Annotated in this window: 8 protein-coding genes; 4 read left to right on the top strand and 4 right to left on the bottom strand. The window is 58.5% G+C overall.

What is annotated here, in order from left to right:
• Positions 1-145: 145 nt before the first annotated feature.
• On the bottom strand, positions 146-772 hold the full coding sequence (locus tag ACWXWJ_RS07590; RefSeq protein ID WP_293792144.1) for a resuscitation-promoting factor Rpf1 domain-containing protein: 627 nt from the start codon (positions 770-772) through the stop codon (positions 146-148).
• A 378-nt stretch (positions 773-1,150) separates the two neighbouring features.
• Here ACWXWJ_RS07590 and ACWXWJ_RS07585 point away from each other — a divergent pair, with 378 nt between their 5' ends.
• Positions 1,151-1,534 carry a cold-shock protein gene (locus ACWXWJ_RS07585; RefSeq protein ID WP_293792142.1) on the top strand — a complete coding sequence of 128 codons (384 nt, stop codon included), beginning with the start codon at positions 1,151-1,153 and terminating at the stop codon, positions 1,532-1,534.
• 68 nt (positions 1,535-1,602) lie between these two features.
• Here the strand turns inward: ACWXWJ_RS07585 and ACWXWJ_RS07580 are convergent, their stop codons facing one another.
• On the bottom strand, positions 1,603-2,196 hold the full coding sequence (locus ACWXWJ_RS07580) for a DUF2771 domain-containing protein (protein ID WP_473964037.1): 594 nt from the start codon (positions 2,194-2,196) through the stop codon (positions 1,603-1,605).
• A gap of 65 nt (positions 2,197-2,261) precedes the next feature.
• Complete coding sequence (locus ACWXWJ_RS07575; RefSeq protein ID WP_448308402.1) at positions 2,262-3,143, bottom strand: glutaminyl-peptide cyclotransferase; 882 nt, start codon at positions 3,141-3,143, stop codon at positions 2,262-2,264.
• Positions 3,144-3,182: 39 nt separating this feature from the next.
• Between ACWXWJ_RS07575 and ACWXWJ_RS07570 the strand changes: the two genes are divergently transcribed.
• The 3 genes from ACWXWJ_RS07570 (at position 3,183) to ACWXWJ_RS07560 (ending at position 6,525) form a co-directional block, all read left to right on the top strand.
• Positions 3,183-3,926, top strand: a complete 744-nt coding sequence (locus ACWXWJ_RS07570; RefSeq protein ID WP_293792166.1) for a DUF3027 domain-containing protein — start codon at positions 3,183-3,185, stop codon at positions 3,924-3,926.
• A gap of 186 nt (positions 3,927-4,112) precedes the next feature.
• On the top strand, positions 4,113-5,621 hold the full coding sequence (locus tag ACWXWJ_RS07565; RefSeq protein ID WP_473964036.1) for an NCS2 family permease: 1,509 nt from the start codon (positions 4,113-4,115) through the stop codon (positions 5,619-5,621).
• Between the two features lie 4 nt (positions 5,622-5,625).
• Complete coding sequence (locus tag ACWXWJ_RS07560; RefSeq protein WP_293792136.1) at positions 5,626-6,525, top strand: TrmH family RNA methyltransferase; 900 nt, start codon at positions 5,626-5,628, stop codon at positions 6,523-6,525.
• On the opposite strand, the gene ACWXWJ_RS07555 is transcribed toward ACWXWJ_RS07560, so the two are convergent.
• A complete protein-coding gene (locus ACWXWJ_RS07555) occupies positions 6,522-7,436 on the bottom strand; it encodes a DUF6928 family protein (protein ID WP_473964035.1) in 915 nt (304 codons plus the stop codon). The two genes, ACWXWJ_RS07560 and ACWXWJ_RS07555, sit on opposite strands and share 4 nt — an antisense overlap.
• Positions 7,437-7,449 lie beyond the last annotated feature (13 nt).

The raw sequence follows: 7,449 nt of genomic DNA, 5'->3' as shown, positions 1-7,449 counted from the left end.
CCCCCCGCACACCCCCCCCACCTTTTGCTTTGTGCTGGTAATGAGGGAGGTGAGTGGGGCGGGGGTGAATGTTGCGCACCATTACAGTGCGCATGAAAAAACGGGTCGGCGCGAAGGTGCGCCGACCCGGTGAAGCTATGTGCTCTTAGTGAGGCAGAACGACCTGCAGCTGAGCGGAGTACTTCTTGTAGGTGTGGTTCAGGGACTTCTTGTTGGCGTTGTAGTAGTCAGAGACTTCCTTCGGTACGGAGAAGCCCATGCTCTCGATGCGCTTCACCAGTGCATCGTAGAACTTGTCAACAGCCAGAGCGTTGGAATCGCGGGACAGGTCCTTGATGGCCTTCTGTACAACCGGAGCCGGTGCAGCAGGCTTTGCCTTTGGCTTAGCGGCGGCGTTGCGCGGGGTCGGCTTGGAGTTCAGACCCAGCTTGGCGGAGCAAGCCGGCCATGCGCCCCAACCCTGGCCAGCCAGAACGCGCTCTGCAACGGCGATCTGCTGCTCACGGGTTGCCTGGTATGCGTACGGTGCGTACTGCTTGCCGCCGTAAGCAGCCCAGGTGGACGGGCTGAACTGCAGGCCACCGTGGAAACCGTTGCCGGTATTGATGGACCAGTTGCCGCCAGCCTCACACTGAGCCAGGCGATCCCAGTCGGAATCCGGAGCTGCGGAAGCGGTCGGTGCCAGCAGAGCGGAGGATGCTGCAACTGCAACGCCTGCGACGGACAGGCGTGCTGCGGTGGAGAAAGAGCTGGTCTTTGCGTGACGTGCCATTTTCGCTGAGTTTCCCTTCGGGTGCCTTCCTTGTGTGGCACCTTTTGTTTCGTTGTCTCTTGAAAGTCGAGAACTTTCTAATGTTCTGACGTCGAGCAGTGTGCCCGTTCGCCTTAAGGTCATGGGCTACGGTACTGGTTTGTCACGTTTGTGTCACGTTTTCGACAAGATTGAAATTTTATGTAACGTTAAGGTTGTTAATTGAAACCCGATCTGACCTGGAAGTTACCGGATCTAGATTAAATCGTTACACTTTCGTGATGTGACGCATTTCACACTAGTGATGTAACGGATGTGACTGTTGAGATTTGCTCTGCCCCGTCAATGTGGCTAATCTAGGTCATTCTGTTAATGATTCAAAGGAAATAGGGTGATCCCATGCCAACCGGAAAAGTGAAGTGGTACGACGCAGACCGCGGCTACGGCTTCGTGAGCAACCCTGGGGATGAGGACGTGTACGTCGGTTCCCAGGTGTTGCCCGACGGCGTCACCGAACTAGTCAAGGGCCAGCGCATTGAGTACGAGTTCATCGCCGGTCGTCGTGGACCTCAGGTTCACACTATGACGGTGTTGGACAATGGTCCTCGCCGTGCACAGCACAAGTACGATGCAGAACAGCTTCAGCAGATGGTGCAGGATACGATCACACTGCTAGATAACAGTGTGCTGCCAGTGCTGCAGTCCGGCCGCCGTCCGGAGCGTAAGGAAGCTCGCCAGGTGGCGGAAATCCTGCGCACCATTGCTCGGGAGCTCGATAGCTAGAGAGCCGGGCTATAGCCCCTCCCAGCCCTTAGTTTTTAAACCCCCTGCGCGTCCCTTTTTTAGGGAAGCTACTGGGCGATCTCGATCGACCAGATAGTTGCGTAGGGGGTTTGTTCGTCGTTGTCGTCCAGCCCGATCAGCATGGAGTGGAGCTCCAGAACCTTCAACTTCGGAGTGCTGCCGTCCTTAGACTTCACATCCGCTTCGGTCTTCAGCGTAACTTCCTGACGTTCGTCTCCCTTGTAGTAGTTGTCCTGATTTGCCCCCGGGTCATCGAAAATCTGCAGTAGCGACCAATCGTGGTTGTATACATCCTCCGGCAACTTGAGAGTGACTTCCTTGGCATCGCCAACCTCCAGCTTGTGGGGCTCGGTGGGATTGCAGTCACGATCGTCTAGCTCGCAGACCGAATAGGGAGCAATCTCCTGCTCCTTGCCGTCAACGATGGCGGTGATGCGCTGTTCCTGCGGCAAGGTTTCAACCTTTCCGTCCTGCCAGCGGTTATAGAGCAGCACACCGCCGATAACCACCACCACTAACAACACGATGGCGCCCATTGTCAGCAGCTGCTTGCGCTGTGCACGCTTGCGCTGCTGCTTCTTTGATAGCTTCGGCGCAGGCTTAGCGGAGGTCTTCGGGTCGTTTTTCTCTTGCTCGCTCACGCTTCTCGATCCTAATTCACCGTCGTTAACTTCTTCTTACTAGCCCGTGCTAGATACCAGCACTATTAGCCCTGCGGCTCTGCAAAACTCACCTCGTACATTTCATCCCACAGCTTGCCCGTGAGATAAAAGCGACGATCCTCGGGGGAACTTCCTGGGACAGTCGCGATACCGTTCAAAACATCCGCTCCGTCCTGCTGCGCTGCTGGGAATAGCCCAGCTGTGTCCACGACATGCGTAACCTTCCCGCTCTCCGGGTCTATCTCCAAAATCTTGTCGGTTTGCCACACATTCGCCCACACCATGCCATCCGCAGTGCATTCGAGCTCATTGAGTTGATCGGTGCCTGTTACATCAACGGAGCCAGTCTTTTCGAAAGACTCTGGATCGCGGAACGTTAACGTTCCCGACCCATCACTCATGACCAGCCGGTCCTGCTGCGAGCACAGCCCCCACCCCTCGGTCTCGTAATCGGCGCGGCTGATCTCTTCGAGCGTGCGTGCATCGCGCTTAATCGCCGTGTGTTCCTTCCATGTCAACTGCCACACCGTATCGCCATGGATAGTCACCCCTTCGCCGAACAATTCCTTATCCAGCTTTTGTTCGTCAGACTTATCTCCGGCGAGGCTCGTGTAGTAGATCTGCGACTCCCCGTGGAGCCCGGTGCCAACCAGCAATCGCCCATCGTCGCTAGCTTCCAGCCCCTGGGTAAATGCCGCTTTATCCCAGGGATGTACTTCATCTACCTTTGCCTCGAGCATCGGCGCATCGTTATATTCCTCCGCCGTCGCACCCTTCTTTACTGGTGACGCCCCATCGTCCTCCGCGCACGCGGTCAGCGCACACGCCAGGGCCATTGCGCTAACAGCTGCGGCGAGGTGGGCTGCTGTGCGCCCCTTATAGTGCTGGCGGATAGATGCGTGAGGGTGGCGTCGATAAGAGAACATGCAACCATCATGCATCACGGCGAGAAGCTGGCAGGCATAATGGTTCAGGTGAGTAAGAAGACTAAGGCAGATCCGATACTTTTTTCTGCAGAAGCGAGGGAGCTAGCCCGCGCCGCAGTGGAAGAAGTTGGCGGCGACGAGGTGGGGAAGGCACTCGGCATCGCGACGGACGGCGAAGGGTTGGGGATTTACCGCTTTGCTAGCCAGGTGCCTGGTTACCGAGGTTGGGAATGGGTTGTGGTGCTGGTGACGGTGCCGGGCAGTGGGGTCTTGACGATCAATGAGGTCAGCCTGCAAGCAGGCGAGCACGCTGCACTAGCGCCTGAATGGGTGCCATACGAGGATCGCGTGCAGCCAGGTGACTTAGGGCCGGGCGATACACTGCCGCCGCGCCGCGACGACGAACGGCTCACGCCATGGGCGAAGCTGCAGGATGGCGATGGTTTCTTGCGCAACCCGCGAGCCGGTAACACTTTGTCGCACCTCGGACTCCGACAAGCTCGCAAGAGATGGCGCGAGGGCGAGTATGGGCCGCGCTCTGAGTTTGCGAAGCAGGCGGAATTGCAGTGTGAAACCTGCGCGTTTTACCTTCCTTTCGATGACGTAGAAAACGGCATTGGGGTATGTACCAACGAGTTTTCCGCCGACGGGCGGGTGGTGCAGGAAGATTACGGCTGCGGCGCGCACTCGGCCACGGTGGAGGAATCCATTGGTGAGGAACTTGGAGAGGGCACCAATAGCTACGGCGTATATGTCGATGAGGGACTTTCCCGCTTTGAGTAGCGGGGTGGCGCAGAGCCGCCCAAAGGCGCCGACAACGCAGAGCCGCCCAGGGGCGCCTAATAGTTGCATAAATGCCCTGCGGGGTGGTTACTTATTACTTGTCGTTTCATATTGTGGTGTCTGCCTACGTTTCTGATGAAGGGGTAGCAGCCACGAACAGTTCGTACAGGTAGGGGAGAATCCCACATGGCAGATGCACGGGCCGCAAAGGCCGGCAAAGACAAAACAGAGGAATCAGCGGCCCGCGAAACCCAAACTCGTGGCTTTCTAGACCGTTACTTCCACATCTCGGAACGCCAGTCGACGGTAGGCACTGAGATCCGTGGTGGCGTGGTCACGTTCTTCGCGATGGCCTACATCATCATTTTGAACCCGCTGATCCTGGGAACCAGCGCAGACATCAATGGTGACGAGCTCGGTACCGCTCGTGTGGCCGCCGTGACCGCCTTGGCAGCAGGCGTGATGACCATCGCTTTTGGCATTATTGCTCGATACCCCTTCGGCATTGCTGCAGGACTGGGTATCAATACCCTAGTGGCGGTGACCTTCGTCGGTACGGAGGGGCTGACCTGGCCAGAGGCCATGGGCTTGGTTGTCATCGACGGTATCGTCATTGTGCTGCTGGCTGTCTCGGGCTTCCGTGAAGCGGTGTTTAACTCCATTCCCGCCTCGTTGAAGTCCGCGATCGGTGTGGGTATCGGTCTGTTTATTGCTTTGATCGGCCTGGTCGACTCTGGCTTTGTTCGCCGTGTTCCAGATGCTGCGGGTACCACGGTCCCCGTCGGGTTGGGTATTAATGGTTCCATTGCTTCCTGGCCGACGCTCGTATTCATTCTGGGGCTGTTTATCTGCGGCACTCTGGTAGTTCGCCAGGTTCGCGGTGGCCTGTTTATCGGTATCGTCGCCAACACTATTATCGCGATGATCGTGGAGGCTGTGACCCACACCGGCCCGTCCTTCGTCGATGGCGAGCCTAACCCGAAGGGGTGGAACTTAGCAGTTCCGCAGGGGCCAGATTCTTTGGGTGGCGTGCCGGATCTTTCACTGGTCGGTGCTGTGGACTTGTTTGGAGCTTTTTCCCGCGTAGGTGTTCTGGCCGCCTGCATGCTGATCTTCACCCTGGTGCTAGCCAACTTCTTCGATGCAATGGGCACAATGACTGCCCTGGGCAAGCAGGCCAAGCTTGCGGACGAAGAGGGGCGCCTGCCTAACCTGCGCACTGCTCTGATCGTCGAGGGCGCCGGTGCGGTTGTCGGTGGTGCGGTGTCCGGCTCCTCGAACACCGTGTACGTGGACTCGGCTGCTGGTATCGGTGACGGTGCACGCACCGGCCTAGCCAATGTGGTGACCGGCCTGCTGTTCATCCTGGCGATGTTCCTTACCCCGCTGTACGAGATCGTGCCGATTGAGGCTGCTGCTCCGGTTCTGGTGATCGTCGGTGCGATGATGATGGCACAGATTAAGGACATCGACTTCGCCCGTTTCGATGTCGCTCTGCCGGCTTTCTTGACGATTATCGTTATGCCATTTACCTACTCCATCGCCAACGGCATCGGCGTGGGCTTCATTACCTACGTTTTGATGGCCGTGGTTGGGGGTCGTGCGAAGAAGGTGCACCCGCTGCTGTACCTCGTGGCCATCATGTTCGTGGTGTACTTTGCCGCAGACCCCGTAATGGACATGCTGCGAGGCTAAAACAATGCCTGAGCTTGAGCCCATCCGAATTGTTGATCCCGCCGATCCGCGCTTGGACGATTTTCGGAACCTCAATGCTTCCGATAAAAAGTCTGGTGAGCAGCTAATCATTGCCGAGGGTACCCTCGTCGTTCCCCGACTGCTCGCCAGCCCGTACCCGACTCGCGCGGTTGTGGGGTTCCCGGGGAAGCTTCGGGCGATCGAGGCCGAGCTTTCTTGCGCTCTTTCTAGTGTTGACGCCAAATTCTCCGTCTATGAGGTGTCCCGCGAAGTGCTCAAAGAGGTTGCGGGCTTCGATATGCACCGAGGCCTGGTTGCCTCGGCAGATCGGCTTCCCTCCACGGAATCGAGAACAGACGGGGGAGATTACGCCGCCGATGGCGTGAGCGCTGTGGAAGCGGTACTGGAGCAGGTGGAGAATGCTCCAGAATCCAGCGGTGTGATTGCGGTGCTGGAAGGTGTGGGGGATCACGAGAATATCGGGTCGATCTTCCGCAACGCCGCGGGGCTGGGGGTGGATGCCGTGCTGTTCGGCGCTGCTACCGCCGATCCCCTGTACCGCCGCAGTGTGCGCGTTTCGATGGGGCACGTGCTGCGACTGCCATGGGCGAAATTCCCTGGTACTACCACTACTTGGCAGCGAGACCTGGAGATGTTGCGAAAGCGCGACTACGAGGTCGTGGCTCTGACCCCAGCGGGGAATACTACTTTGCGGGAGGCCACCGAATCTGCCCGTGAGAAGGGAAAGAAGGTGGCGGTGATGGTCGGCGCAGAAGGCCCCGGCCTGACCGAGCACGCCATGCGTGCGGCGGATGTGCGCGCGAGCATTCCAATGGCGAGGGGAACCGATTCGCTCAATGTGGCGACGGCCGCGGCCATCGCGTTCTACGAGGCTGTGCGCTAGTTTCCGCGGCTGCGGCGGCGCACTTCTTCACCCAGCTTCTTCGACATCCCGCGAAGCCCCTGCACGCCAGCGCTAATACCCTTGCGAGCGCCACGGCTAAGGGAATTCAGTACGTTCTTGGCTACCTCTGCACTGCTCGGCTCAGACTCGTGCGACGGGGCAGCATAATCGTCGTAGCCCTGCTCATCGTCGTACACGGAAACCTTGTCCTCGGGAGTGGAGCGACCGTGGGTGAGACCATCGTATTCGGAGGACTTAGCCTCCGGTCGTCCGTCTACCGCGAAAGCTGCAACCGGCAGCGCCGGACCGGCGCCAGAAATGGAAAAGCCAAGCCAGGATTCGATGGCGGCGGTGGCCAGCTCTGCCGGGATAAACGGAAGTTGGATACCGTGTGCTTCAGTAGTGCCAGCCCAGAACTCGGACTCAAACTCACCCGGCAGGCCAATATCCTCAAACACCGTCTCGCGGGTCGCGCAGAAAGAGCGCTTGAGCGTGCCTCCGGCCCAGTGCGCGAAGCCGCCGAAGGTTTCGTTGACCTCCTTAGAAGCCGGATCCCCTCCGTCACCTGGTTTTGTCGAGGCGGCGGTCTCCGGGTCTGCCACTACGCACGAGGCGTACACGTCGGCCGCGCTGACAAGTGTGCGATAGCGCTCCGGCAGCTCAGAGAGTTTCCGTAGATCGGGGATCACCGTCTGTACCACGGAGAGTCCCGGGTAGCCACCGATATAGAACTCGTCAGGGCCAGGAGTGGCACTGCGCGTCATGTCAAAGTCGCCGATGTGAGTTAACGGCCAGGCAGGGTTCAGCTGTGCCAGGTACTTGCGGGCAAAACCGCGATCGACCTTATGCTCCTGGTGCATTACGGTGCTGGGGTTGGCCTCATTAACAAACCATAAGGTCACCAGGGTCACAGCTGTGGCTCCT

It is taken from the genome of Corynebacterium sp. p3-SID1761 (assembly GCF_055862885.1).
Note: the sequence above shows the minus strand (reverse complement) of the source record. Positions and strands in the feature narration are given on the sequence as shown.